Source organism: Agathobaculum sp. Marseille-P7918, from assembly GCF_964248325.1.
Classification (GTDB): domain Bacteria; phylum Bacillota; class Clostridia; order Oscillospirales; family Butyricicoccaceae; genus Agathobaculum.
On record NZ_CAXTXI010000013.1, the window covers coordinates 51,652 to 76,727 of the forward strand.

Below are 25,076 nucleotides of genomic sequence, written 5' to 3' on the forward strand. Positions count from 1 at the left end.
CCTGAAAAAAATAAAGTAGTGTACGTCCCGTACACTACTTTATTTTAGCAGATTCAGATATGGTTTGCCACTTCAAATGCGTCCCAAATTGCATACATGATGTTGGAAACTTTTTTCGCATCTCCAAGAAGATAGATTTCCGGCACTTCGAATTCTAGTTCCTGATACAGAGAATTTTCTTCCTTATAGCCCACTGACAAGATTACACTGTCGCAGGAAATCTGCTTTTCACCATCTTTTCCGACAGCAGTCAGGACACCGTTCTGATAACCTGTGACCTTTGCTCCGGTGATAATGTCGATTCCGTTAAATGGAAGTAAAGCCTCCAACATATCTTTGTTGGCATGGCAGAGTGGACCGTTTACTGCCATGATCTTGTCAAGCGTTTCTACGATTGTAACTTTTTTGCCGTGCATTGCGAGCCAGAGTGCTGTCTCGCAGCCAACCAAACCACCGCCGACAACAACGGTGGAATCTCCACAGTCCTTCTCTTTCAAGAGGACCTGAGAAGCAGTATACACATGTTCGTCATCGCCCAGAGAGAATACTTTCGGCGAAGATCCGGTAGCAATGATAAGCGTATCATAATCTGCATTTAAGACTTCTTCTTTTGTCAATGCAGTATTAAGATGGATGGGTACATTCAGGCGCTTTAGTTCTCTGGTATACCAGTCGGCCAATGCGATGTCATCTTCCTTGAATTCAGGTGCTCCTCCAGGAATCAGATTGCCACCCAGACGGTTTGCCTTTTCAAAGATTTCGGGTTTGTGGCCTCTTATGGCCAGTACCCTTGCAGCTTCGCATCCAGCGACGCCTCCGCCGATAATCAGCACTTTTTTGGACCGAATGATGGGTTCATAGGCTGTGACTCTTTCTCTTGCCGCTTGAGGGTTGACGGCGCAATTGATCATGGAATACTCTGCAACACGGCCCATGCAGCCCTCCTGACATGAGATACAGGGACGAATCTCACCAAGATGCCCGGATCTTAGTTTGTTGCAGTAGTCAGGATCGGCCAGGAGCGGACGTCCCAAATCAATCACATCACAGACCCCATTTTGGATTGCTTCCAACGCCATGTCCGGATTATCCATACGTCCGGCACAGAAGACAGGAATATTTACGACTTCTTTGACCATTTTACAGTATTTCCGATACAGCCCCTTTTCCTGATACATCGGCGGATGATTCCACCACCATGCATCGTAGGTTCCAACATCTGTATCCAGTGCATCGTAACCATAGGATTCCAAAAGTTTTGCGGCTTCCAGCCCTTCTTCGGTATCCCTGCCTTTTTCCTCGAATTCCTCGCCCGGAAGAGCACCTACTCTCCAATCCTTGATCATGCTCTTTACGCTGAAACGAAGAGTAACCGGGAAATCCTGTCCGCAGCGTTTCTTGATTTCTTCTACGACTTCTTTTGCAAAACGAAGGCGGTTTTCAAGAGATCCACCGTATTCATCTGTCCTCTGATTAAACAGAGAGATTGCAAACTGATCCATCAGATATCCTTCATGTACGGCGTGAATCTGCACACCGTCGAATCCGGCGCGTTTTGCGTGAAATGCAGCTTCTCCGAATTGTTTCACGATGGCATGGATCTCATCGACGCTGATTTCACGGCAGATTTTGTCCAGCCAGCGGTGCGGGATAGGAGAAGGCGCGATGGGAGGAATGTCACCCACATTGGTTGGAATCGTCACACGTCCGAAACCACCGCTTAGCTGCAGGAAGATCTTGCTTCCGTATGCATGAACTCGTTCCGTCATCTCGCGGCTTGTCCGAACGAAATGAACTGGCTTATAAAGCGGGTTCGGAACATTGGAAGGATCCTGTTTCTCCACAATCTGGTCAAAAAACGTAACTCCGGTGATAATCAGACCGGTGCCTCCTTTGGCACGCTCCACATAGTAGTCGATTCCCCGCTGATTCCAGCCGCCGTTTGCATCTGCAAGACCCAGAGGACCCATTGGTGCCATTGCGAAGCGGTTCTTCAATGTAATGCTTCCTACTTTGACAGGAGAAAATAGTTCTTTGTACTTCATGATAACTCCTTTCCTAAAATAGAGATTTAAACTGCGGAACACCTCTGCAGCACTTTATTTAATCATATATCAAAAAGATAAAGGAATGGTATCAGAAGATTCTTTCCACATGGAAACAAAATGATGTCAGTCGTTTTCATATTTTTCGGGTGTGAGTTAGACCTGGTTTGAAAAATAAAGGTTAACAATAGCAATGATGTGCAAAACCAAGAGTATGATACATTTTTGGAAAGTCGCTCCGCACACCGCCAGTCGTATATAACCTTCGTGGAAATGTCACACCGCGCTTACTCGGATTTCGTCGGCTAATTTCAGTACATCGGCCTTGTATGCTGTATTGTGTTTCGGCCCCATCTTTGACATCTTCTCTGCTTTTCATTATATCATCATCTTAGGTGTACGGTTTTATTGTATCACTTCAATTGTAGGCATAGGGTACGGATACTCCTAGTTCCTCGGCCACTTCATTACGCGCAAAAAAACTGTCCTGCCATAACACATGAGAGGCAACGAAATTTGTTGTCTCTCCTGCTTTGTTTTGCAAGAAAAATCGTTAAGAACTTGACTATTGCATATACCCCGATATGCTCCATCTCTTTCCATAAGTACTTGTCCTTATATTTATCGAGAATAACGGGATGCTCAACATTTTATTTGTACACAGAATCAATAATTTGTTTCATCTCATCAACAGATACATCGCCCCAGAAACTGACTTCACGGCTTCCAATCATGGCTACTGCATTTACACGGGATAAGTTATGCATGATATACCAGTCCACATTGTTTACGGTATATATTTCGACTGGTCGATCATCCTTTTCAATAATGGAACCGTCTTGCCCCTCCACCAAAGTGCGAGAGGAAACAGCAAATTCTTGTGTACCGTCTTTATGCAGATAGTTTGCCATAAAATCTGTCTGGTCATAGAAATAATCCCGCGTGACTTGAACGTAATCCAGCGCGAACCCCTCCGGCACCCAAGTTGGGAACATCTTTTCGTTAATACCGTAGGCTTTAACCGTATCGACGATGTTCATATTCAGAACATAGAAAGTTTCTATCGAACCGGATTCATCCCACTCTGATTCGGATTTTTCAATCCCCATTGCAGAGGTGTCCGATTCCTGATAACTGTAAAATGCACTGTTGTCTCCAGTAACGGAAACCGTGTCTTTATAGTCGTCCGGTTCAGCGTCACCATCACCGCGATCTTCGTATATGATACCGCCGATATTGTCGTTTTTGAAATCAGAGCGGAAGCTGAATGTTTCATCGCCCCATTTGGCGGCTAGCCCAAAAACGTTGCCGCTAAACGCGCCCACACACATAGCGCTAACCAGTATGGCTGCTACTGCTGCTACAGCCAATCGTTTCAGCAGCTTGCGTCCAGTGCTTTTTCGCGGAATAACGGTCTCTTCCGCACTCAGAGTGTCAATCAAAACCGCATGTTTCGATTTGAATAATGCCAAAGATTGTTCCACATTGATGGGGGTTGCAGGCGTGTTCTCCTCAGCGGTTGCCTCTAAATAGTCATCCAAAACCGCTTCATCAAAGCTGTATTCATCCATCTGTTCCAATTTTGCCTTCAAATCGTCAATATTTGCTTTGTCAGGCTGCTTGGGGGGATGACGCTTATTCTCCATTCAGAAGCACCTCCTCTACATGGATAACACATGAAAAGGGCGAATTGTGACAAGTTTTTTCAAATACCATGTTTCTTTCGCTCCTGTTCCATGAGCTACGCATAGTGCTTTTTTGCCCGGTGCAGTCGGGTACGGCCCAGCTCCTGACTGATTCCCAGCTGCTGCGCGATTTCGGCATAACTCATTTGCTCCTGATACCGCAGCAACAGGATATTCTTTTCCGCGTCTTTTAAACCGTTGGGCAAGCCGTCCTGAAAGGACAGCAAATCGATCTCTTCGCCCATTTCCGAAATATTGTCCAGAAGAATCTCCCCATGCCGCTGCTCCCTGCGCAGCTCATTGAGCGCCTGATTGGTCAGCACTTTATAGAGCCATCCCAATGGGTTGGGATGAGTTCGGATCTTTCCAATCTGCGTCAGCAGGATTACAAAGGTTTCCTCCACCAATTCCTCCGCAACACCATCTTTCTGGACGATTCCTTTCGCCACGCGAAACAATTTCAGATAATACGTTCTATATAGTTCCTCAAAAAAGGCGGTGCTCTCTTTTTCCAAGGCCACTCCCCCTCTGTACCTTCTGCGCTTCGGATGCGCGGCGCATATCGCTGCCGGCAAAGTAAAATATGCTCTATTAAAATAACACATAGCGACAGGCTTTCGTGACAAAAACTTTCAAAAAAAAATAAATTAATTTTCTCAGGCATTTTTGTCACGCACAGGCAGTTCCAATTGTTATATTTGATAGAGACCGTTCATATTGGCCCGCGTATACATGACCAACAGGATTGGAGGGAGTTTTATGAAAAAGAAAAGTTTGCGAGTACCTGTTCTATGCCTTATCTGCGGATTACTTCTATCTTCCGTTGCTTTTGCCGTCAGCAACCGCACGATTACCGTATCTTATGGTGATATCACGATCTACCTGAATGGTGAGAAAAAGGTCGCAACAGACGTGAGCGGCAAGGTTGTAGAGCCGCTGATTTACGAGGGGACGACCTATGTGCCGGTGCGCGCCATCAGCGAGTGGTTTGGCAAAACCGTTACCTGGCAAGGCAGCACAAACTCTGTGCTTATCAACGATTCTGCATTTTCCGATACAGAGGTTTCTACCGCCGAGGGTGTTATCAAAAATTTCTTTGACCTTTTCGGAGCTGGGCAATATCAGGAAATGAAAGCGCTGTGTACCGGCGATGCCGCGGGTTTTGACTATTCTTCCGGCGTTTTCGGAATGAAGGAGGCAAAGCTATTGTCCTGCACCTATAACGGAAATTACTCTGCAAGAGCTGATAAACTGGTGTTTGAGTGCGCCTTTGAAATGAAGCCGGCCGAGAACTCGGTTTATGATCCGGCGCAGACAAAGACCTCGTGCCTAATCTATGTAGAAAAGGCCGGCGACCGATTCCGGATCAGCGAGTTTGCCAGCGGTTTCTGAAAATTCCTGTCACACTTTGAAACTGTCAGGTGTTAACAGTTATAGAGGGGCAGATAAAATTCACGCTCATCCTTGTCGAGTGTTGTTAAAGGTTTGCCTGAATGCCGCCCCTCCCTATCACAGCAACATAAAGTTTTCTAATAGCTTTATGCAATATCACACTGAATGAGGTGAAGCCGGTGTAGTGAAATATGCGTAGGAACAAAAATATACGGCGTATCAATTTGGCGGTAAAAGACATGACAAAGATGAAGAAAATGCTCAGCGCTGGCTTGGCCGGCTGCATGGCGGCTTTGGCAATGATGATGGGTGTTGGGGCTGCGAATATTGACAACGTTCATTTTTCGGGCACAGAAGTTGCTATAGCTAGTGCGGCTGCTGATTCGTTCAATCCGTATCGTGCAGTGACCAATAGCACAAAGGTTAACTTAAATGAAAAGGAAACCTACCAGTACATCCCGTGGTCTGTATATTCCGGTTTTGGGTATTGGAAGATTCACGTCATTAACGATTCCAAGAGTACGATTAAAGTCAAGATCCATAAAGGCTCTCCGACTGGTACTCACGTAGGGGATACCATGATTATCCCTGCTGGTCAAGAGATTCCGTTTTACTGTGACGAGGACAGTCCCCTGTCGACTGGTGCATACTATCTGGATGTTTCTACAGATGGAAACAATAACCTGAAAGGAACTCTTTACTATAAGTTCGGAAACACTTACGAGGATATTCTGTAATAATAAGTGATTTCAGCTCATGATTATTTGATAAGAAGTGTAGTCAACTGGTCAAGCGTCTGAAAAACAGTGAAAAGACAAGTTTCTTTGACAAAATGGATTCGGATTTTATCAGTGATGCAATGAACAAAAATTACGAAGATATACCTCGCATCACGGAGTAAGTTTTCAGATAGCTTGCATTATCACAAGGCTAAGAAACGGCGGCAAACCCGCCGTTTCTCTATACAAAAAAACAAGGAGTAACAATGAATAGCATCTTGATTTACCTGCCGTCGCCACCGCCGCCAAAGTTGCTGCTACTGCGATGACTACAACCATCCACCTCATCGTGCCCTATGTACTGCATAAGCTGGGCGGCATTGCAACGGTCGGTGGACAGAACTATTGGGACTACGCCTCACCGCTTATCCAGCAAGGCTCGTTCAGTTTACTGAGCCATACAAACAAATGAAACAGTTTTCTGCAAGGCAGTTGCTCACAGGATAAGGCATAAGTGCTATCCACCAGCGCTTCAAAAAGCTCCTCCAAGGCTTTGCAGTCCAGCCGTTTTTATAGACGGAAAGATAAAAGAATCAGAGCCATCGTGATACATCTGCTTCTCAAATAGAAGGCTATACGCTCCATACAGCAGGACGAACTGGCAGATAAGAAAATCTTTATAATTGAATTAACACAGGAGAGGCGATATAACTCGTTGCCTCTCCTGCCCTATTTTGAAAGAAAAATCATGTGTCCTGCTTTATCCTTCATTTCTTTACGAGTAGAGATGAACGAAATTTTCAAAAGTCATGTTCAAATCGGCTGATTTCTGTTGCAGGAAATTTTGCTCTTACTCTAGGGCCTCGTGTTTGGTAGCAAAGCCGCGTTTCATTTTCTTTTCTTTGATACCCATCCAATTTTCATGATAAAAGGACGCATACCAAGTGCCTTTATTTTTATCTTTATATGCGGGCATCAAATTCCTCCTCGCTCGTTACTTTGTAGACCATAGATTCTTTCCTCCAAATAGCGTCTATTCATCTTGCCGGAAACGGTCAGAAATCCTTTTTCCTTGTTCAAGTCTCTCACCACCTTGTAGACATAGGTCTGCGAATCCTCAAGGCAATAGCTACTTCATCGGCATGAGTAAATAACTTATTTGTTAAGATAGTTCATCCTCCCTTTCATGCACATATGTGTTAATGTTTGCATTTTTATTATATATTCGCATTAAAGCGAATGCTAAGTATATTAGCATTTTTGCGAATTTAATTCTTGCTTTTTCATTTATTGTACGATACACTATCATAAAAGGCGGTGTATTTATGACTGTAGGGGATAAAATTAAGATAATCCGAACTTTTCGAGGCATGACACAAAAGCAGTTAGCTATGGCGGTCGGCCTCGGAAATAAAGGTGCAGATAATCGAATTGCGCAATATGAAATCAACTACCGAGCTCCTAAAAAAGAACTACTCGACCAAATGGCCAAGGCGCTTCATGTCAATCCGCAAAACTTCTACGACTATGCTCCTAGCTCTATGGAGGCGTTTTTCCATCATCTGTTATGGTTGGAAGAAGAATTTCCTGGTGTTCTTAATCTGTTTCAGATGCATCGGTATCCTGATTCCTATAATTTATACGACAATTTTGTGCTGTATCACGACAGCGATGATTGGCCTCCCCGTGAGCCTGTAGGAATCTACTTTGACTCTCTTCCAGTAAATGATTTTCTTAAAGAATGGCTAATCCGCAAACAGGAGCTGAAAGCTAAGGAGATTACCCCAGAGGAATACTTTGAATGGAAACTCAATTGGCCAGATACTTGTGACGATTGTGGGAAGCATGAACCTAGTATTCCATGGCGGAAGGATAAATAAAGACAAGCAAAAAAACCGCCCTACTGAATTTGTCATTCAGCAGGGCGGTTTTGCTTGTCCTTTGCAATGATGCCTAATTCAACTAGCAGATAGTTTTAGTAATATCTAAGTATCATTTAGCAAAGCGACAGGTCAAGAAGTCTGTATTTCTACGGTTTTTTGGTCTTTTGGATGTCATTCCCACTGCTCCTGTTAGAAGTTTTCTAAGCAGATTTGCTTATGGGATTTTGCTTAGAGTATCGGCATTATTTTCATTATTCAGATCATAGAGGCTATCTGACTTTTTGTTGCCAAAGTGTTGCCACGTTTATTTATAATTTGAATCCGTTAAAATCTAAGCCTGTTATCACCCGTTATAGGGTGGTATTAAAATCCTCCAAAAGCCTTGAAAACAAAGGATTTATCGCAGTCTGCGTACCCTATCCCTTTATACGATTTCACACACGATTATCCTTGCCCTGACAGCTCATAAGGACAAAAGCAAGGGCAAGAAAATCTGACAACAAGTTATAACAGCGTGTGGCAATCGGGGAACTGTGGCATATGTGTGAATATATTATACTGGAGGATTTTCAAATGGACAAGTACATCTATGATAACAATAACGGACTTTGGTATGAATTACAGGGAGTGGCTTGAGACGTTTGTGGAGCAGATGGAGCAAGCACAGGGCATTACAGAGCAGTTGAAGGCAGATGACCCCATTGCGTGAGTCGGGCGGATAAATAATATCCAGGCGTGTGCCATGGAAATCGTGAATGGCGAGATTATTTACGCATAAAAGGCAACTGCTATACAAAGATAAAAAGGAAAGCGCTTAATCCAACTCGAAGGCACCGGTGTAAAGCTGATAGTATTTACCTTTCTGTGCAATGAGCTGCTCATGATTACCCCGCTCGATGATCTCTCCGTGTTCCAATACCATAATGGCTTGACTGTTACGGACGGTGGACAGTCTGTGAGCAATGACAAATACCGTTCTTCCTTCCATCAGCTTATCCATACCCTGCTCAATCAATTTTTCGGTACGGGTATCAATAGAGGAGGTGGCTTCATCCAGAATCAGCACCGGACAGTTTGAAACCATAGCGCGGGCAATGGCAAGAAGCTGCCGCTGACCTTGCGAAAGATTGGCACCGTCGGCGCTGATCATCGTATCGTATCCTTCCGGCAAATGGGAAATGAAAAAATCCGCATTGGCAAGTTTCGCTGCCGTGATACATTCTCCATCTGTAGCATTCAGTCTGCCATACCGTATGTTCTCCATCACCGTACCCGTAAACAGGTGGGTATCCTGCAGCACAACGCCTAAAGAACGGCGCAGATCATCCTTCCGAATATCCCGAATATTCAGTCCGTCGTAGGTGATTTCGCCGGCTTGAATGTCATAAAAACGGTTGATCAGATTGGTAATAGTCGTTTTTCCCGCACCGGTTGAGCCTACAAATGCGATCTTCTGTCCCGGTTTCGCATAAAGGCTGATATGTTTCAGAATTACTTTTTTGTCTGTGTAACCGAAAGTGACATCGTTAAAACGAATATCGCCTTTCAAGGGAATATAGGTAAAATTACCGTCCGGCTCGGGTTTTTTCCACGCCCACACACCAGCCTCCTGTTCACCGCAGGTCAGGGTGATATTTCCACCTTTATCCTCCGGCTCGGTATCAGCCATTTCAAAGACACGCTCCGCTCCTGCCAGTGCCATAACGATGGCATTGAACTGCTGGGAAACCTGTTGTACCGGGGAATTGAGTTGCTTGGAATAAGCCAAAAAGGAAACCAGCATACCGGCGTAAACAGCGATACTGCCGCCTTTTGTAACGCAATAGGCAGACAGCAGTCCTGTTTTCCCACCGAACAGGATCATAAGTACGCCGACCGTTGCCACCAAAATGTATTGGAGATATCCGATATTGCCGTTGATCGGCCCCATGATGTTGGCATAGGTATTGGCGTTTCGACTGACTTCATTCAGAGAATCGTTTAAAACTTTGAATTGCTCTTTTGCTTTTTCCTCATGACAGAATGTCTTGATGACTTTCTGACCGACGGTCATTTCCTCCACATAACCGTTTAAACGCCCCAACGCTTTTTGCTGTGTTAGGAAACATCTTGCCGTTTTTCCTCCGATGCTGCGAACGAAAACGGTAATCACCGCAAGAACCACAATTGCAACCAGAGATAAGGTAACACTATAGTAGAGCATAAAGATGATTGCGATGATGAATGTAATGATTGCAGAGATGAGCTTCGGCATACCTTGCGTCATCAGATTTCTTATCGTATCAATATCGTTGGTATAAATGCTCATGAGGTCGCCATGGGTGTTCCGGTCAAAAAATCTGAGTGGCAGATGTTGCATCTTCTCAAATGTCTCATCTCGCATTTTCTTGATCGTACCCTGTGCAATATAAAGCATGATACGGTTATAGGCGAATAGAGACAACGTACCTACGGCATAGGTGATCCCCATAAAAAGAAGATTGGAATAAATGATGGACAGATCCGCCTGTGTGCCGTTTTTCATCAACTCCGCGGCAATAGGCGCAAGCCTTGACACGCTGACAATGTTTGCTGCTGAGGATAGAATCACAAATATCACAACGAAAAAAGTTGCCAGTTTGTAACGGGCAAAGGAATAGCTCAAAAGTCTTTTCAGCGTCCGCATTGGATTTTTGGCCGCCTTACCATTCGAAGAACTACGCATTTTTTGATACCTCCTCCTGAGAAGCATCGGCACTGCCTTGCATCTGAGACAGATAGAGATCCCGATAAATCTCACTGGAATGCAGCAATTCTTCATGTGTGCCGACGCTTACGATCCTTCCCTCATCCATAATGAGGATCTTATCTGCATCCTGAACGGAGGAGACCCGCTGAGCAATAATAATTTTCGTGGTCTGTGGTGCGTACTTTTTCAGTGCGTCTCGAATCAAAGCATCGGTTTTGGTATCCACGGCAGAAGTGGAATCATCGAAAATGATCACATCTGGCTTTTTCAGCAGTGCACGGGCAATGCAGAGACGTTGCTTTTGTCCACCCGAAACATTGACGCCTCCCTGCCCCAAATCATAGCCAAAACCTTCCGGGAAGGCATCGACAAATTCCTCGGCTTGCGCCTGCTTTGTGGCATGGCGCAATTCTTCATCCGTGGCGCCTTCATCGCCCCACCGCAGATTATCCGCAACTGAGCCGGAAAACAGCACATTGTTTTGCAAGACCATAGCAACCTTATTCCGCAGCGTATGGAGATCATACTTTCGAACATCTACACCGCCGACTTTCACCTCACCCTGCGTGGTGTCATACAATCTCGGAATGAGAGATACAAGGGTGCTTTTGCCAGAACCCGTACCGCCGATAATACCGACTGTTTCACCGGAAGCGATCGTCAGGTCAATATCTTTTAGCACACATTTCTCTGCGTTTTGTGTGTACGAAAACGCCACATGATGAAATTCGACCGAGCCGTCCTTAACTTCCGTCACCGGAGCATCCGGATTATGCAGGGTCGGCTGTTCCACGAGAACCTCATGAATTCTGCTCAGACTGCCTTGCGCAATGGACAGAGAATTCACACACATGGATATTAAAAGAACACTGGTCAAAATTTGCGTTGAATAGGCAATCAGCGTCTGCAAATCCGCCGCCGTTACCCGACCCGACAGATTCCCCACAACCATATGGGAGCCCGCCAACAGCACCAGAATATTCAATAAAAACATAACCCATGTCACACAAGGCGTCATAAAGGTAAGAATTTTCTCTGCCTTGATGTCATACTGATAGACCGCTGTAGTAGCACCATGCATTTTCTCAATTTCCCGCTCTTCACGCACGTAAGATTTTACCACGCGGATTGCCGTCAAATCTTCCTCCACGACCAAGTTCAGGTCGTCATATTTGGCAAACATTTTTTTGAAGTAGGGTATGGCTTTTTTCATGCACAGAATAACAATGATGCTGATAAGAATTGTTGCAACGAGAAAAGTCAAACTAATGGAAGGCTCGATAAGACAGGTCATGATCATGGCAACAATGACCATCATCGGCGAACGCACGATCGTCCGCAGACACATCTGATAGGCCGTCTGCACATTTGTCACATCGGTCGTCACACGGGTGATCAGGCTTGCCGTAGAGAAATGGTCAAGATTTGCAAAGGAAAAGGACTGAATTTTCTCATACATATCCTCTCTCAAATTGTGCGCAAGACCGCTGGAGGCTTTTGCAGCAAGATTACCGCCCTTGATACCTGTGAGCAGTGCAAACAATGCACACAGCAGCATAGCAATGAGCAGTCCCGCTATTTTTGCCAGATTCACTTGATAGGCGGCATCTTTGGATAATTGTTCTATCTCCTTGATAACGAATGTCATTAAAAACGGAATTACAATATCCATCGCCGCTTCGCTTGCCATAAAAATCGGGCAAAGCAAGGAGGACTTCTTATATTCCCGCAAACTTTTCAACAGAGTTTTAATCATGGATACGACCTTTCCTCGGCAAGGGTATGTCGCACATTAAGCTTATATTTCGTGTAGCATATCTCTGCCAAAATTTTATGTTTCAATTTATCTTTTGCCGTTCGAGTGCGCCCGTTCCCATTCTACCGCGCCGAAACAAATTTGCGGACAAAATTACGGTAGAGAATAAGGGCCACCAGCATCGTAACACCATCCGAGATGAGCTGCGTCCATGCAAGGCCATACAGTCCGGCAACCGCATTCATGACGAAAAGCATCGGAATTTGTACAAGCCCCGTGCGGCTGGAGGATATGAGCAGTGATTGCGGTCCCTTGCCCACGGCCTGAAACATGAAGCTGATGTGGAAGTTACAAATCATCAAGGGTGTGGCCAAACAGTTGATTCTCAGAAAAGCAGCGCCCATGGCAATCGTATCAGCATCGTTGATAAAGATCCGGATGGATGTATGGGCAAAAATTTCAAACACAATGACGCACAAGATGGCAAAGCCTATTCCGCTCAAGCTGGCCTTTCGAATGGTTTCTTTCATCCGCTTGAAGTTTTTGGCGGCATAGTTATAGGCCACCAGCGGCAACATTCCTTGACACAACCCCATGCCCACATTCATGGGCAGCATCTCAATCTTTTTGACAATGCCCAATGCGGCGACAGGAATATCTCCATAGCCGGATGCTAATTTGTTGATGACCAGATTAGAAACACAGGAAAGAAGGTTGCCGATAGCTGATGGGAAACCTACCGAAAAAATAACACCGATATAGCGCGTCCCCGGCACAACCCTTCGTGGCGACACGGAAAGCACAGTGCCTTTGCGCAGTTTAAAGAAGGTGAAGGCAAAGTAGCAGAGGGCCACAACGTTGGAGATCATGGTCGCCATGGCAGCGCCCGTCACCTCCTGCCCCTTGGGTAGAAGCACGAACATGAACAGCGGATCTAGTGCGATATTGAGAATCCCGCCCATTCCTAAACCGAAGCTGGCTTGATTTGCGTAGCCCACACTTCGGAGCAGGTGAGACATGGTCAGGCTCAGCATAGCAGGAATGCCGCCGATGACAACGACCCAGAACGTATAGCTGGAGGCGTAACCGATGGTGGATTCGCTGGCACCCAGCAGATTCAGCAGCGGTGTCATAAAAATCAGGCAGACCACAGAATACAAAACGGCGACAAAAATGGCGCCGAAAAAGCTAAAGGCACAGACCTTTTTAGCTTCTTCCGGCTTGCCGTCTCCTAGCATACGGGAAATCAGGCTGCCGCCACCAATGCCGAAAAGATTAGATAGGGCATTCAAAACGAAGAAAACGGTAAAAGCCAATGTCGCGGCGGCGACCTTGTATGGATCGTTGGTGCTGCCAATAAAAAATGTATCCGCAAGATTGTAAATCATGGTGATCAGTTGACTGATAATCGTAGGTATCGCCAACTTTGCCAGTGCCTTTGATACAGGCATACTTTCAAAAAGTTCTTTGTTGTCATCCATTGTGACTGTTCACTTCCCCAGTCCTTACAGAATTCATATTTACAAGCGCAGTATCCAGCAAACGGTTAAACTCTGCCTGCTCTGCCTTAGACATTCCTTGTAAAAGGATATGCTCTACCTGAATTGCAATCTCTTTTAGATATTCCTCCAAGGCAAGGCCTTCTTGCGTTGGCTGAATGATACTTTTGCGCCCATCGTCATTCGCTGTACGCCGCTCAATCAAATTTTTTTCCTCTAATCTCTTCAAAAGTCCCGCTATGGTTGACTGCGAAAGTCTCAACTGCTCCATGAGCGTCCCTGCGGTAATTCCCTCATCTCGGTGCCGCAGAATATAGCGAATGGCATCAGACTGGCTGGAGGTTAATCCTTTCGACTGCATTTTTTGATTGCGAAACCAAGCCAAGGCATTCCCAAGCTGAATAATTTGTCCGGCAGTTTTATAGTGTGGAAGATTTCTCATACTGGTTACACTCCCTCTTATATAAAAACAAATCGCAAGCGATATATCGCTTGCGATTTAATTATATCGTTTTTCTATTGATATGTCAATAACTCCGGAAGCATTTGTGGCGGAATGGGACTATGAAAACTCCACTTTGTGAACAGTTAAAATAAGCCTATCTTGGAGTATCTGGAAGGTTGTATATGGCCATCTTGCCCGGCCGGTGGGGTCATGATTCCGGGCCGCTCCGGGCCATAATCGGCGGCCAGCCAAAGACATAATCTCAGGCCAGCCGCCGGGGATGGTCGTTGTCTAAGCAGACTGTTTACAATCGTTCAACGTTCAATATGAACCGTGTAGCCAGTGGTGAGCCTACGGCGGATTCCGTCCAGCTTACCGTAGCAGCCTTCCTCATCACTGAGCTGCTTGCCCCATTCAGAGGGCGCATATTGGCAGGTAAACATGGTGGAGGTACCCAGATCTGTCCTGGTTTTTATCAGGTGGTACAGGATCTTAATTCCATCCACGGAATACCTGCTAATGGCAAAGTCATCAATAAACAGCAGCTGCAGCCGAGCCATAGTACTTCAGCCGTTTCCGGTATCGTTCCAATTTGTCCCGCTTGCTGAGGATCAGCAGCTCATCCAGCATGGTACTGAGATCTGTATTGCCGTTATTCACCTGTGGTCACCTTCTTCCTGGCGTTTGAGAAGGTTCTTCAGGGAATACTGGTCGTCGTCATCCTTGTAAGCGCCCGTGACCACGGAATCCCTGTTCACAGGCTTGAGAGAGCGGCTGGTCCTGCCTGCCACCTCTGTTGCAGGTTCTGCATACATGGAGACGGTGCATGTAGCCTGTGTCAAGGGATGTTCGCAAAAAGGGATCCTGTAAAATAAAAAGTCAAGCTGCAGGTTGTAGCATCGTCTGAACAGACTGTTCGCTGAGATAGGCTCTGGAGGCAGACCAATCTTCCGCGTATTCCATAAGGTAAGTAGTCATCAGTCTGGTGTAGGCGTCTGCGCTGGGGAATATCCCTACCACACCGGTACGGCGGCGGATCTCCCTGTTCAACCGTTCCAGCACATTGGTGGAAGAAATCTTTCTGGCATCCAATTGCGGGAACGCATAAAACGCCAGAGAGTCCTCCAAGCCGTCTTCCAGGCAACGGATTGCTTTGGGAAAGCAGTGCTCATACTGCCGGCAGATTTCTTGTGCCAGTTTGCAGGCCTGCTCTCTGGCGGGAGTCAGCCAGATGGTCTTAAGATTCTGGGCAAAGCCATCTTTGTCCTTGTGAGGAATATGCGCCAGAATATTGCGCATGAAATGTACCTTACACCGTTGCCAGTTTGCCCCCGGGAAGCCTTTACGGATAGCCGCAACAAGGCCGGCGTGTGCATCTGAAATGACCAGTCGAGGCGTGCAAAGGCCTCGTTCCTGCAACCCACGAAAAAGCAGAAGATACGTTTCTTCCGACTCTTCGAACATGGGCTCTATCGCCAGAATATCTCGCTGTCCGTGTTCATCTACACCGCAGACCACAAGTATCACCATACTTGCAATTCTGCCCTCCATACGAACTTTTTCGTACAGGGCATCCACCCACAAAATGGAATAGTTGCTTTGGGAAAGAGAGCGGCTGCGGAAAGCGTTTACCTGTTCGTTCAGCCCCTTTGTCATATCACTTACCTGGCTGCGGGACAGGTTTTCAATTCCCAGGCTCTTGGCCAGCTTTTCCATCTTACGAGTGAATACGCCCTGCACAAAGGCCTCCTGCACCACCTGAATCAGTGCTGCTTCACTGCGTTTGCGCTCAGTAACAAAGAACGGATGGTGTATTGATGTCACTGATCGAAGCAAATATTCTTTGTCTGAATGGCGATCGTCAAACTTCTCCACGGCTAACCACAGATAATTACAAAATGTTTCTCAACCCACATTTGAACTCCTTTCTCGAGTTTGAGACTAAAGATCATCAGATCATTCCGCTCAATCAATTAAAGATCAGGATTAAAGATCCTGAAATTTTGAAAAGGCTGCTTTCTTGGGATGGTATTCGTGCCGCTTGCTATTACGCCATGAAGCAAAACAACGACCAGCCCGCAGAAGAAGTTGCAGACTGGTGGTGCCAGAAGGAATTATCAGAACTGAATATGCAACTTGATAATATTCTGTTAGATTCCAGTCATGGAATGAAAGCGCGTATACTCCACAAAATCGAGAATCAGAAAAAGCGAACTCAATTTGTACTCAGTAGGCATAAAAAAACACCGGAAACCCTTGATATTGCAAGGATTTCCGGTGTTGATTTTTTTACTCCCACTCGCTCCTGTCAGAAGTTTTCTAAACAGATTTACTTATGAGATTTAGCTCAGAGTATTGGCATTATTTCCATTATTCAGATAGTGAGGGCTATCTGATTTTTTGTTGCCATGGTGTTGCCAGGCAAATCAAGGACAATATCTTTATCTTTTTATAAGGATTGTAACATATTGCGGAGTCTTTCTCAATTAACTCCGCTGTTCAACTGCTGTTTGCAGTACAAATCTTTTTCAAAAAAGCGGGGCTGTCAGCTTCAACTGTCCGCCTCAGTCCAATGGCTTTACTGCGGATGTGCACACAGACGAAGGATCCAACGACAGATCGGTGAGAAACAAGAAAAAAGCAAGGTTTTCGAAATAAGAGCCCAAATCATTTTGTGATATAATAAAAAATCAGAAAACAGATCGAGGTGAGGTCCATGCAAAACAGCCCCGTTGCTCATCAGCGCGTCCTTGCCTGCGCGTATATCGGCATAGATACATTGTATCAAGAATTTCATATTCCGCAGCAAGGCTATAACGAGAAGCAAGCCGAGGAAAGTCGTATCAAATACGGCAAGAACATCCTGTCAGGCAGAGCGTCGGATACTGCACTCTATCGTTTACGAAGAGCCTTTATCAATCCGTTTACGATCATCCTGTTTGTGTTGGCTGCCGTTTCTTTCTTGACTGATGTTGTGCTGGCGTCCAATTTCAGCCAAAACATTACAACCCCAGTCATTATTTTATGTATGCTGCTGTTGAGCGGCATAGTGCGTTTCATCCAAGAGATGCGCGCCAAACGCATTGCCGATCATTTGACCCAAATGGTCTCCTCCACTGTCTTGGTACTCCGTAACGATAGATGGCTGAGGATTTCATCAGAAGATCTTGTGGTTGGCGACAAGGTGCGTCTGTTTGCCGGAGAGCGTGTCCCGGCGGATATTCGACTGATATGGGCAAAGGATTTGTTTGTTTCTCAATCGGTTCTTACAGGTGAAAGTGCGATCCTTGAGAAAAATTCCGATACTCTTATCTGCGGACAGGCCCAGTCCTATTCCGATTACCATAATATCGCATTTATGGGCTCATCGATTACCGGCGGTACAGGGGAAGGTATCGTGCTTGCGGTGGGAAAAGATACGGTCTATGGAGGTTTTTCAGCGGCAGAAGCTCACCCCAAAAACGGGTTTGACCGGGGCGCAAACTCCATTGCATGGGTACTGATCCGATTTATGGCGGTTTTGATTCCTATCGTATTTGTTGCCTGTGGACTGACTAAAGGCGATTGGCTGGCCGCCTTTTTATTTGCGCTCTCGGTTGCTGTTGGCTTAACTCCCGAAATGCTCCCGATGGTCATCAATGCCTGTCTGGCAAAAGGCAGTGCAGCGATGGGCAAAAAGCAAACGGTGGTCAAAAACATCAATGCCATGCAGGGATTCGGAAGCATGGATGTTTTGTGCGTTGACAAAACCGGGACTCTGACCGGAGACAAAATTACTTTGGAATATTACATGGATGTTTTGGGAAACGAATGCCAATACGCCTTGGATCTTGCCTACTTAAACAGCCTTTACCATACAGGTGTGCAAAATCATCTGGATGATGCCATCCTGAGATATCGGGAAATCCCAGAACAAAAGATGCATTATATGGAATTAGAGCAGCAGCATCCAAAGCTGGATGAGCTTCCTTTTGATCACGAGCGGAGGTTTGCCAGTATCCTGGTTCGACATGGCGAAGAGAATCTGCTAATTATCAAAGGCAGCGTTGAGGAAGTCTACCAAAAATGCAGCTATGTTGAATACAAGAGCGAACGCCACAAGATTGATATTCATGGACATGCCAGCGTTCACGCCATTGTGTATGAGATGCTGGAAGATGGCATGAAGGTTCTGGCAGTCGCGTATAAACCGCTACGTCAAGAGACTATATCGCCCGAGGACGAAAATGGTTTGACTTTGGTGGGGTATTTGGCATTTTTTGATGCTCCCAAGCAAAGTACCGCCGATGCCATTGCGAAGCTGCAGAAGTTACATGTGAATGTGCGGGTACTGACCGGGGACAATCAGGATACGGCGGTTTCCATCTGCCGCAGATTGGGGATCGATACGGCGCATACCCTGACCGGCGCTGAGCTGGAGCGTCTGACCGACAATGAGATTTCGGTAAAGCTGGAGCATACAACAGTTTTTTCCCACTTATCGCCCAAGCAGAAGATGCAGGTGGTGCAGACACTCCGGGCCAATGGACACACGGTAGGCTTTTTAGGCGACGGCATGAATGATCTGCCGGCTATTGTGGAATCCGATGTAGGGATATCCGTGGACACTGCGGCCGAGACCGTCAAGGAAGCGGCAGATGTCATCCTGCTGAAAAAAGATCTGAATGTGCTGGAAGAAGGAATTCAGGAGGGGCGCAGAGCCTTTGCCAATGTTTCAAAATACATCAAGATTACGGCATCTTCTAACTTCGGAAACATTTTTTCCATCGTCATTGCCAGTGTTTGTTTACCCTTCTTCCCTATGACTGCATTACAGCTTCTTCTGCTGAATCTTCTGTACGACATTTTGTGCCTCGCCCTTCCCTGGGATCAGGTCGATGAGGAGGTCTGCTCAAAGCCGTTGGAGTGGTCGGGTAAAACGCTGGGGCGCTTTATGCGCTTTTTTGGGCCAATCAGCTCCATTTTTGACATCATCACATTTGCTTACCTGTTTTTTGTGCTGTGTCCTGCCGTCTGCGGGGGCACATTTGCTTCCTTGTCAGGCAGTGAAGAGCAGGCCCGCTTTATTGTTTTGTTTCAAACGGGATGGTTTTTGGAATCTATGTGGACACAGATCCTGATCCTGCATCTTCTGCGCACGCAAAGACTCCCACTGCTGCAAAGCCGGCCATCCCGCCCAGTCATGCTGGTCACTTTGCTGGGCACCATGATGTTTACTCTCCTTACATTTACCCCGATGGGAGCGTTGATTGGCCTGACGGCGTTGCCGCCTGTCTATTTCATATTTTTGGTGGCTATTGTCCTCTTCTACCTGCTGTGGGTTACATTGGCCAAACGGTGGTACATGCGACGGTATCATGAATTGCTTTAAGGAAGGAGGAATCCGCAATGAAAAAGAATATCGGTTTTATCTCTCTGGATTCCTCATTGGTCAAGTGGCTCCGAGACGTGCTCCGAACCTCTGCACCGCAGACATCCTCCACGCGGGAACTGATGGAAGGTTTTAAGGATTTGATGGATGGCACTACCGGTTCTCTTATGCTGGAACTGGGGGAGGGAGAATTTCTAACAGCTGGGAGTGAGATCATCTGCTGCGGCACACTTTCCATTGATTTGAGGTTGCGCAGAGTAAGCCGGGATGGGAAGGAGATCGCATTAACGCCCAAGGAATTTGATATTTTATGCTTTTTAGCCCGCAACCGCGGAGAGGTATTTACAAAAGAACAGATTTACCAGGCGGTGTGGGAAAATGATTACTTACTGGATGACAGTAATATTATGGCGTTTATCCGAAAACTGCGCAAAAAAATTGAACCAAATCCGGATTCACCGGAATATATCCTGACCATTTGGGGCATCGGCTACAAATTCAACGACAAGCTGTAATCTGAAATTCTTACCCAATCGCAAGAAAATCGCAAGGTTTTGGCCATGTGATTCTTCTTGCGATTTTTTTATACTGATCAGGATGATGGGTTCCATGGTTGCCTGGCTGATGGTCGCCTGGTTAGAGTTTAGGACATTACAAAGCGTGAGCGCTATATGCAATTATAATCCGCTCTGTAGTTTTATGCTGCAGACGACGGTTTTATATAGATCGTTCATAAAAAGAGAGGTGAGTGACATGGATTCCGATGGAAGTCCGCAAAGGCATCAAACGGTAAGCGCATGGAGACCGGAAGTCCGTGTCCTTCCTATACTCCTGCTTACCCCTATATCAATACAGGGAGGTAAGACCGATGAACAAGAAACAAAACCATATTTCTGTTCGCCAGGCTGCGGAAAAAGCAGTAATCCGCGATGAACAGAACCGCCGCATCGAATATGCGGCAACCAATCCCATTAAAGGTGTTTTGAAAGATCTGCACACCACACTTTGCGGCCTTGACGCAGAAGCAGTGTCTGCCAGCAGAGCAAAATATGGCAGCAATCAGGTAACCCACGAGAAGAAAAAATCTTTGGTAAGACGATTGGCTGATGCATTTATCAACCCGTTTACCGCCATTCTGTTCTTTTTGGCGCTTGTATCCACGATGACGGATATGGTTTTTCCCTACATGTCTCTGTTCGGAAGCGTACCGGAGGATTTTGACTGCCTGACCGTAGTGATTATTCTGACTATGGTGATCATTTCTGGCACCCTTCGCTTTGTACAGGAATCCAGAAGCGGCAATGCTGCGGAAAGACTTCTGGCTATGATCACCACCACCTGTACCGTCACCCGAAAGGGTCAGGAGAAGGTGGAGATCCCCATGGATGAACTGGTAGTAGGCGATATTGTGCATCTGTCAGCCGGTGATATGATTCCCGCCGATGTCCGCATTTTGGAGGCAAAGGATCTGTTTATCAGCCAAGCCAGCCTGACTGGTGAGAGTGAGCCAGTGGAGAGAACGCCTCATGTAAGCGACCAGAAAGGAAGCGTAACGGATTATCCGAATATTGCATTTATGGGGAGCAATGTAGTTTCCGGAAGCGCATCCGCTGTGACGGTGTGCGTCGGAGACAATACTCTGTTTGGCTCCATGGCCTCCGCAGTAGCGGGAGAGGCGGCAGAAACCAGCTTTACCAAGGGAGTAAACGCCGTCTCCTGGGTCCTGATCCGCTTTATGCTGGTGATGGTTCCCCTGGTTTTCTTCATCAATGGCATCACCAAGGGAGATTGGCTGGACGCCTTTCTCTTCGGTATCTCCATTGCCGTGGGACTGACCCCGGAAATGCTGCCCATGATTGTGACCACCTGCCTTGCCAAAGGTGCGGTATCCATGAGCAAAAAGCAAACCATCGTTAAGAACCTCAACTCCATCCAGAACTTTGGAGCCATCGATATTCTGTGTACCGACAAGACCGGAACCCTGACCCAGGATCAGGTAGTGCTGGAATACCACCTCAATGTAAACGGGGAGGACGACACCCGGGTGCTGCGCCACGCCTACCTCAACAGTTACTTCCAGACCGGGTACAAAAACCTGATGGATTTGGCAATCATTCGCAAGACCGAAGAAGCAGAAGCCGAGGATCCCCGACTGGTAGATTTGTCGGAACACTACACTAAGGTGGACGAAATCCCCTTTGATTTTACCCGCCGTTGCCTGACCACCGTTGTCCAAGATAAGAATGGCAAAACGCAGATGGTGACCAAGGGTGCTGTGGAAGAAATGCTGTCGATCTGCTCTTTCGCAGAGTGTGACGGCAGCGTTCACCCCCTGACGAACCAGGTGCGCCAGCGTATTCTTCAGACGGTGGATGACCTTAATGACAAAGGTTTTCGCGTGCTTGCCATTGCGCAAAAGAGTAATCCCTCTCCAGTGGGTACATTTGGCACAAAAGATGAATGCAGCATGGTTTTGATCGGCTATCTGGCTTTCCTGGATCCGCCGAAGGAATCCACTGCGGATGCCATCCAAGCTTTGAAGGATCACGGCGTGACCACCAAAATTTTGACCGGCGATAATGACAAGGTTACCCGCACCATCTGCAAACAGGTGGGGCTGAAGGTGCGGAATATGCTGCTGGGATCTGATTTGGAACACATGAGCGATGTCGAGCTGGCAAAAGCAGCGGAAACCACGGATGTTTTTTCCAAGCTGACCCCGGATCAGAAGGCCCGGGTGGTGTCGGTACTTCGGGAGAGTGGTCACACCGTCGGCTTTATGGGTGACGGCATCAACGATGCCGCTGCCATGAAAGCAGCCGATATCGGTATTTCTGTGGATACCGCAGTGGATGTCGCCAAAGAGTCTGCGGATATCATCCTGCTGGAAAAAGATCTGATGGTTCTGGAGCAGGGGATCATTGAAGGCCGTAAGACCTGTGCCAATATGATCAAGTACATTAAGATGACCGCTTCTTCCAACTTTGGAAATATGTTCTCGGTGCTGGCTGCATCGGCGCTGCTTCCCTTCCTGCCTATGATGAGCGTGCATCTGATTTTCCTGAATCTGATTTACGACTTGTCCTGTACGGCAATTCCTTGGGACAATGTGGATGAGGAATTTATTGCGAAACCCCGAAAGTGGGATGCCTCCAGCGTGGGCAACTTTATGCTTTGGATCGGACCCACCAGCTCCATCTTTGACTTTACTACCTACCTGTTCATGTACTTTGTATTCTGTCCGCTCTTTATTTCGGGCGGCGTGCTGTTCAACGACCTGTCTGCCCATTTCAGCGGAGCAGAACTTGCCATGATGCAGGCAAAGTACATCGGGCTGTTCCAGGCCGGCTGGTTCGTAGAGTCCATGTGGAGCCAGACCCTGGTCATTCACATGATCCGCACCCCCAAGCTGCCCTTTATCCAGAGCAGAGCCTCTGCGCCGCTGACTCTGCTGACCATGACCGGAATCGCAATACTTACGATTATTCCGTTTACGCCCCTTGGAACAGTGCTTGGTTTTGTAGCCCTGCCTGCTGCCTATTTCGTTTACTTGATTCCGTGCATCCTGCTTTATATGGTGTTGGCTACCAGTCTGAAAAAAGCCTATGTCCGGCGCTACGGTGAGCTGCTTTAAAGATTGGAGGTGTTTCCTATGAATTGGGCAACAATTTGGATGAACCTGTTTGGCGTTACATCTTTTTTAGGGATCAATATGGGCTTTTGGATTGGAATGGCTGTTGTTTTATTGATTGTTGTCTTGATGAATGTGGTGTTCTGGAGCATGAAGTCTCAAAGGCCAGATCAGATTGGCACTGGTGGCAAAGTGTAGGGAGCTTGTCCCATCCACACCGAACATACGGAACATCTGGTGCTGTAAGCAGCTCTCGTTATTTTCCAGAGCCAGATAGAGGTCTGCTTGAAAGTCGATGTGCGGAAGAACGGGACGCTTCTCGGCTGCATGAGATGCTCTGTTCCTGGCAGCAGGCCGCCGCCAGGTTGGAGGCGGGTGAGATTTCCAAAGAGGATTACGACAAATGGCGCTACCACTACCCAGAGTTTGATAAAGCTCAGGCCTATGTGAAGGTGCCTCCCCAGGATCTCTTTTGACCCTCTCATTGTAGGCCACGGGAAGGACCGTTGGTTGCACAAAATTATAATAAAAAGAAAAAGAGAGCTAACTGACGAATCAAAATCGGTTAGCTCTCTTTTTATGAATAATGAAAAAATGTTACCAAATCGTTGCCACAGAGGGCGTTAACCCCTCAAAGCCCAGCAAAATTAGGCTTTTCCGAGCCTCTGAAATTACTCCCACTCCATACCGTTTGCAAGTAATTTAAGTAAATCTCCTTATCTAATAAGGGTTTGAAATAATTTGACAACAGATTATTTAGTTGTATTTTCTTGTATTGGTTGCAAAAAGGTTGCAAAGCTAAGGTGGAATTCTTAACCGCAAAAAGAGTTGACAGATGTCTTACCTTTTGCTATACTAATTTTAGTAAGACAGTTGTATTCGGTAGATTTTAGTATACGTTAAAGAAAGGAGTATTTTAATGAGAATTCAAATGAGGTTGAGTAGACCAACAGTGGTGGCTATTCAGGAATACAAACAAATTAAATTCGCTGACCCTAAAGCGAAAGTTACCAATGGTTATTTGGTAGGAATGGCCTATAAAGCTATTCAGAACGACTTAGATAGAATAGATTGGCAAGCAATCAATTCTATGGATATTCCTAATGTTACTAAAAATTATGATGACAGTATATCTGATTTGCAGACAGCCTTAAACTTAGAAGCAGCTGTATTGGATGGTATCGAGAAGTTACAAAATAAATTTATGAGCGTTTTTTCTACCAAGAAAATGTTTAAACCATTTGTTATTAAACTTATATTGTTTGCCGCTATTCTTAAAGAAACAGACAATCTCACACTTTTAAAGGAGGAAAACAATAATGAATAAACTAAAAAAACATAATAGTGTTGTTTCGCTATGAACAGGAGGAAAGTAAAATGTTAGCAAGTGAAATGATTGCAACTATTAAGCATGTAGAAAAGGAACACTATGGAATTACTCAGATGTATGCTAAACGGATTGCTATCTTTCAGTCAGAAAACCTGCCTATGACCCAAGGTGTGGAATACGATAGTGCTTTTTATGATTTTGTAGCTGAAATGGAAAGTGTAAAAAAATGTAAGATCTATATTCCTACCGCTAAAAAAATCCTAAATAACTGGTATTTATGGGCGAAAGACAATTTACAAGCGTTAAGTAAAATTGAGCCTTTTACATATGACCCTGACCCAATTCAGCTTCTTATTAAAAATGATTTTCGTGTAGACTATAAGTGTTTTGCCGAAAGCGCAACGGAAGAATCTATCGAAAAGATTAAAGGGCGTATGCCGCAAAATTCTGAATTGTTTGCAAAACTTAAAGCCGTAGCAGATAAACAATATGCAGAAACAATCGGAGAACGCGGCTTTTCCTATCCATATTTAGTGAAGGTAGTGGCCGGATTTTGTGAAGTTTGGAACTAATTAAGTAAATGGGCAACCAA

General features: G+C 46.0%; 23 protein-coding genes. 12 read left to right on the forward strand and 11 right to left on the reverse strand.

Annotated elements, in window-relative coordinates; genetic code table 11:
• Nucleotides 1-53: 53 nt before the first annotated feature.
• The 3 genes from ACESSO_RS14845 to ACESSO_RS14855 all read right to left on the reverse strand — a co-directional run bounded on the left by ACESSO_RS14845 (nt 54) and on the right by ACESSO_RS14855 (nt 4,245).
• On the reverse strand, nt 54-2,045 hold the full coding sequence (locus ACESSO_RS14845; protein WP_373166319.1) for an FAD-dependent oxidoreductase: 1,992 nt from the start codon (nt 2,043-2,045) through the stop codon (nt 54-56).
• Nucleotides 2,046-2,695: 650 nt separating this feature from the next.
• Complete coding sequence (locus ACESSO_RS14850; RefSeq protein WP_373166320.1) at nt 2,696-3,691, reverse strand: DUF4367 domain-containing protein; 996 nt, start codon at nt 3,689-3,691, stop codon at nt 2,696-2,698.
• A 95-nt stretch (nt 3,692-3,786) separates the two neighbouring features.
• On the reverse strand, nt 3,787-4,245 hold the full coding sequence (locus ACESSO_RS14855; RefSeq protein WP_373166321.1) for an RNA polymerase sigma factor: 459 nt from the start codon (nt 4,243-4,245) through the stop codon (nt 3,787-3,789).
• A gap of 244 nt (nt 4,246-4,489) precedes the next feature.
• Here ACESSO_RS14855 and ACESSO_RS14860 point away from each other — a divergent pair, with 244 nt between their 5' ends.
• The 3 genes from ACESSO_RS14860 to ACESSO_RS14870 all read left to right on the forward strand — a co-directional run bounded on the left by ACESSO_RS14860 (nt 4,490) and on the right by ACESSO_RS14870 (nt 6,313).
• Nucleotides 4,490-5,122, forward strand: coding sequence for a copper amine oxidase N-terminal domain-containing protein (locus tag ACESSO_RS14860; protein WP_373166322.1), 633 nt, complete (start codon nt 4,490-4,492; stop codon nt 5,120-5,122).
• 239 nt (nt 5,123-5,361) lie between these two features.
• Nucleotides 5,362-5,859, forward strand: a complete 498-nt coding sequence (locus tag ACESSO_RS14865) for a hypothetical protein (protein ID WP_373166323.1) — start codon at nt 5,362-5,364, stop codon at nt 5,857-5,859.
• 307 nt (nt 5,860-6,166) lie between these two features.
• Nucleotides 6,167-6,313: a hypothetical protein gene (locus ACESSO_RS14870; RefSeq protein ID WP_373166324.1), complete on the forward strand. Its 147-nt coding sequence runs from the start codon at nt 6,167-6,169 to the stop codon at nt 6,311-6,313.
• Nucleotides 6,314-6,691: 378 nt separating this feature from the next.
• Here ACESSO_RS14870 and ACESSO_RS14875 read toward each other — a convergent pair whose 3' ends face one another.
• Complete coding sequence (locus tag ACESSO_RS14875) at nt 6,692-6,817, reverse strand: Arm DNA-binding domain-containing protein (protein ID WP_373166325.1); 126 nt, start codon at nt 6,815-6,817, stop codon at nt 6,692-6,694.
• A 349-nt stretch (nt 6,818-7,166) separates the two neighbouring features.
• On the opposite strand from ACESSO_RS14875, the gene ACESSO_RS14880 reads away from it, so the two are divergent.
• Complete coding sequence (locus ACESSO_RS14880; RefSeq protein ID WP_373166326.1) at nt 7,167-7,721, forward strand: helix-turn-helix domain-containing protein; 555 nt, start codon at nt 7,167-7,169, stop codon at nt 7,719-7,721.
• A gap of 817 nt (nt 7,722-8,538) precedes the next feature.
• On the opposite strand, the gene ACESSO_RS14885 is transcribed toward ACESSO_RS14880, so the two are convergent.
• The 7 genes from ACESSO_RS14885 to ACESSO_RS14915 form a co-directional block, all read right to left on the reverse strand.
• Nucleotides 8,539-10,428: an ABC transporter ATP-binding protein gene (locus tag ACESSO_RS14885; RefSeq protein WP_373166327.1), complete on the reverse strand. Its 1,890-nt coding sequence runs from the start codon at nt 10,426-10,428 to the stop codon at nt 8,539-8,541.
• Nucleotides 10,421-12,208 carry an ABC transporter ATP-binding protein gene (locus ACESSO_RS14890; RefSeq protein ID WP_373166328.1) on the reverse strand — a complete coding sequence of 596 codons (1,788 nt, stop codon included), beginning with the start codon at nt 12,206-12,208 and terminating at the stop codon, nt 10,421-10,423. The genes ACESSO_RS14885 and ACESSO_RS14890 overlap by 8 nt, the downstream gene beginning before the upstream one ends.
• A 122-nt stretch (nt 12,209-12,330) precedes the next feature.
• Entirely contained in the window at nt 12,331-13,689 is a 1,359-nt protein-coding gene (locus ACESSO_RS14895) for an MATE family efflux transporter (RefSeq protein ID WP_373166329.1), read from the reverse strand.
• Nucleotides 13,682-14,149, reverse strand: coding sequence for a MarR family winged helix-turn-helix transcriptional regulator (locus ACESSO_RS14900; protein WP_373166330.1), 468 nt, complete (start codon nt 14,147-14,149; stop codon nt 13,682-13,684). The genes ACESSO_RS14895 and ACESSO_RS14900 overlap by 8 nt, the downstream gene beginning before the upstream one ends.
• 317 nt (nt 14,150-14,466) lie before the next feature.
• Nucleotides 14,467-14,712 (reverse strand): hypothetical protein, encoded by a 246-nt coding sequence (locus tag ACESSO_RS14905; protein ID WP_373166331.1) that lies wholly within the window; start codon nt 14,710-14,712, stop codon nt 14,467-14,469.
• Nucleotides 14,684-14,812 (reverse strand): hypothetical protein, encoded by a 129-nt coding sequence (locus tag ACESSO_RS14910; RefSeq protein ID WP_373166332.1) that lies wholly within the window; start codon nt 14,810-14,812, stop codon nt 14,684-14,686. The genes ACESSO_RS14905 and ACESSO_RS14910 overlap by 29 nt, the downstream gene beginning before the upstream one ends.
• A gap of 219 nt (nt 14,813-15,031) precedes the next feature.
• Entirely contained in the window at nt 15,032-15,976 is a 945-nt protein-coding gene (locus ACESSO_RS14915; protein WP_373166333.1) for an IS256 family transposase, read from the reverse strand.
• Here ACESSO_RS14915 and ACESSO_RS14920 point away from each other — a divergent pair.
• The 8 genes from ACESSO_RS14920 to ACESSO_RS14955 all read left to right on the forward strand — a co-directional run bounded on the left by ACESSO_RS14920 (nt 15,970) and on the right by ACESSO_RS14955 (nt 25,056).
• Nucleotides 15,970-16,491: a hypothetical protein gene (locus tag ACESSO_RS14920; RefSeq protein WP_373166334.1), complete on the forward strand. Its 522-nt coding sequence runs from the start codon at nt 15,970-15,972 to the stop codon at nt 16,489-16,491. The genes ACESSO_RS14915 and ACESSO_RS14920 overlap by 7 nt on opposite strands.
• Before the next feature lie 377 nt (nt 16,492-16,868).
• Complete coding sequence (gene mgtA, locus ACESSO_RS14925; protein WP_373166335.1) at nt 16,869-19,523, forward strand: magnesium-translocating P-type ATPase; 2,655 nt, start codon at nt 16,869-16,871, stop codon at nt 19,521-19,523.
• Nucleotides 19,524-19,540: 17 nt separating this feature from the next.
• On the forward strand, nt 19,541-20,038 hold the full coding sequence (locus tag ACESSO_RS14930; protein ID WP_373166336.1) for a winged helix-turn-helix domain-containing protein: 498 nt from the start codon (nt 19,541-19,543) through the stop codon (nt 20,036-20,038).
• Nucleotides 20,039-20,391: 353 nt separating this feature from the next.
• The gene (mgtA, locus tag ACESSO_RS14935) at nt 20,392-23,157 is read left to right on the forward strand and encodes a magnesium-translocating P-type ATPase (protein WP_373166337.1); all 2,766 of its coding nucleotides are present in this window, start codon (nt 20,392-20,394) and stop codon (nt 23,155-23,157) included.
• Between the two features lie 18 nt (nt 23,158-23,175).
• The gene (locus ACESSO_RS14940; RefSeq protein ID WP_373166338.1) at nt 23,176-23,352 is read left to right on the forward strand and encodes a hypothetical protein; all 177 of its coding nucleotides are present in this window, start codon (nt 23,176-23,178) and stop codon (nt 23,350-23,352) included.
• 134 nt (nt 23,353-23,486) lie between these two features.
• A complete protein-coding gene (locus tag ACESSO_RS14945) occupies nt 23,487-23,630 on the forward strand; it encodes a hypothetical protein (RefSeq protein ID WP_373166339.1) in 144 nt (47 codons plus the stop codon).
• A gap of 443 nt (nt 23,631-24,073) precedes the next feature.
• A complete protein-coding gene (locus tag ACESSO_RS14950; protein WP_373166340.1) occupies nt 24,074-24,481 on the forward strand; it encodes a hypothetical protein in 408 nt (135 codons plus the stop codon).
• Nucleotides 24,482-24,531: 50 nt separating this feature from the next.
• Entirely contained in the window at nt 24,532-25,056 is a 525-nt protein-coding gene (locus ACESSO_RS14955) for a hypothetical protein (protein ID WP_373166342.1), read from the forward strand.
• The last annotated feature ends 20 nt before the right edge of the window (nt 25,057-25,076 follow it).

Coding starts and splice junctions, on each gene's coding strand:
- ACESSO_RS14900 (WP_373166330.1), bottom strand. CDS start 14,149: ATGAGAAATCTTCCACACTATAAAACTGCCGGACAAATTATTCAGCTT.
- ACESSO_RS14850 (WP_373166320.1), bottom strand. CDS start 3,691: ATGGAGAATAAGCGTCATCCCCCCAAGCAGCCTGACAAAGCAAATATT.
- ACESSO_RS14845 (WP_373166319.1), bottom strand. CDS start 2,045: ATGAAGTACAAAGAACTATTTTCTCCTGTCAAAGTAGGAAGCATTACA.
- ACESSO_RS14930 (WP_373166336.1), top strand. CDS start 19,541: ATGAAAAAGAATATCGGTTTTATCTCTCTGGATTCCTCATTGGTCAAG.
- ACESSO_RS14940 (WP_373166338.1), top strand. CDS start 23,176: ATGAATTGGGCAACAATTTGGATGAACCTGTTTGGCGTTACATCTTTT.
- ACESSO_RS14870 (WP_373166324.1), top strand. CDS start 6,167: ATGACTACAACCATCCACCTCATCGTGCCCTATGTACTGCATAAGCTG.
- ACESSO_RS14890 (WP_373166328.1), bottom strand. CDS start 12,208: ATGATTAAAACTCTGTTGAAAAGTTTGCGGGAATATAAGAAGTCCTCC.
- ACESSO_RS14885 (WP_373166327.1), bottom strand. CDS start 10,428: ATGCGTAGTTCTTCGAATGGTAAGGCGGCCAAAAATCCAATGCGGACG.
- ACESSO_RS14865 (WP_373166323.1), top strand. CDS start 5,362: ATGACAAAGATGAAGAAAATGCTCAGCGCTGGCTTGGCCGGCTGCATG.
- mgtA (WP_373166335.1), top strand. CDS start 16,869: ATGCAAAACAGCCCCGTTGCTCATCAGCGCGTCCTTGCCTGCGCGTAT.
- ACESSO_RS14875 (WP_373166325.1), bottom strand. CDS start 6,817: ATGCCCGCATATAAAGATAAAAATAAAGGCACTTGGTATGCGTCCTTT.
- ACESSO_RS14860 (WP_373166322.1), top strand. CDS start 4,490: ATGAAAAAGAAAAGTTTGCGAGTACCTGTTCTATGCCTTATCTGCGGA.
- ACESSO_RS14950 (WP_373166340.1), top strand. CDS start 24,074: ATGAGAATTCAAATGAGGTTGAGTAGACCAACAGTGGTGGCTATTCAG.
- ACESSO_RS14905 (WP_373166331.1), bottom strand. CDS start 14,712: ATGGCTCGGCTGCAGCTGCTGTTTATTGATGACTTTGCCATTAGCAGG.
- ACESSO_RS14895 (WP_373166329.1), bottom strand. CDS start 13,689: ATGGATGACAACAAAGAACTTTTTGAAAGTATGCCTGTATCAAAGGCA.
- ACESSO_RS14880 (WP_373166326.1), top strand. CDS start 7,167: ATGACTGTAGGGGATAAAATTAAGATAATCCGAACTTTTCGAGGCATG.
- ACESSO_RS14945 (WP_373166339.1), top strand. CDS start 23,487: ATGCTCTGTTCCTGGCAGCAGGCCGCCGCCAGGTTGGAGGCGGGTGAG.
- mgtA (WP_373166337.1), top strand. CDS start 20,392: ATGAACAAGAAACAAAACCATATTTCTGTTCGCCAGGCTGCGGAAAAA.
- ACESSO_RS14920 (WP_373166334.1), top strand. CDS start 15,970: ATGTCACTGATCGAAGCAAATATTCTTTGTCTGAATGGCGATCGTCAA.
- ACESSO_RS14955 (WP_373166342.1), top strand. CDS start 24,532: ATGTTAGCAAGTGAAATGATTGCAACTATTAAGCATGTAGAAAAGGAA.